The organism is Campylobacter concisus (assembly GCF_002913745.1).
Taxonomy (GTDB): Bacteria; Campylobacterota; Campylobacteria; order Campylobacterales; family Campylobacteraceae; genus Campylobacter_A; species Campylobacter_A concisus_R.
In genome coordinates, this window is the sequence record NZ_PPCG01000055.1 from 1 (window position 1) to 725 (window position 725).

Genomic DNA, 725 nt, shown 5'->3' on the forward strand with positions numbered 1-725 from the left:
AAATGATAACTAGCATAAACGGACTTAGCAACACACCGATACAAGATAACACTATCCAAAAAGAAAATACAATAGAAAATGTAGCCAAAAAAGGCAAGCAAGACAAAAGCGTTAGCGAAGAGAAATTTGATTACTCAAAGTATATGTTTATACCCTGGACTGATAATGTAAAAGAATTTATTGATATAGACCAAAGTAAAGAGGGCTGGATAACAGATACTATAGAGAAGATAGACAATATGCTTTCAAAAAAGTATAGCTATACCATTGATGAAAGGCGATCTTTATTATCAAAATATCCAGAGAACTTAGAGGAATTTGAGATCAATGTATTACAATCTCACATGGACTGGTTGCTTACAAACTCTATAGACGGCAAACCAACGATAGTTGGTAAAATGGTTGGTCTTGGCACAGCAGAAGAGGAGGCGGAACTAGAAGCTTTTGTAAATTCATTTCCAGAAGGCACTATGATAAGTAATGATGGTGCTGCATTGTTTGTTAGAGCTGATCTAAGCATAGAAGAGTTTAAGAAGCTTTATAGAGAAGATGTAGAAAAAACCACAAAAGAGCATAAAGAATTTCTAGCCAAGCTACACAAAGAAGAACAAGAATACAATGCAAATTTTGCCAAAGAGCAAAGTGAGAAGAAATTTAAACCTATGCAGGTTAAAAAGAAGTATGAGACCTATGATATAAATAAGGATCAAAAATTTCTCTATGCA

General features: G+C 33.8%; 1 protein-coding gene. It reads left to right on the forward strand.

Annotated features, from left to right (window positions below; genetic code table 11):
* Positions 1–725, forward strand: a 725-nt coding sequence (locus CYO90_RS07215; protein ID WP_103579011.1) for a cell surface protein, incomplete at both ends; no start/stop codon positions are given.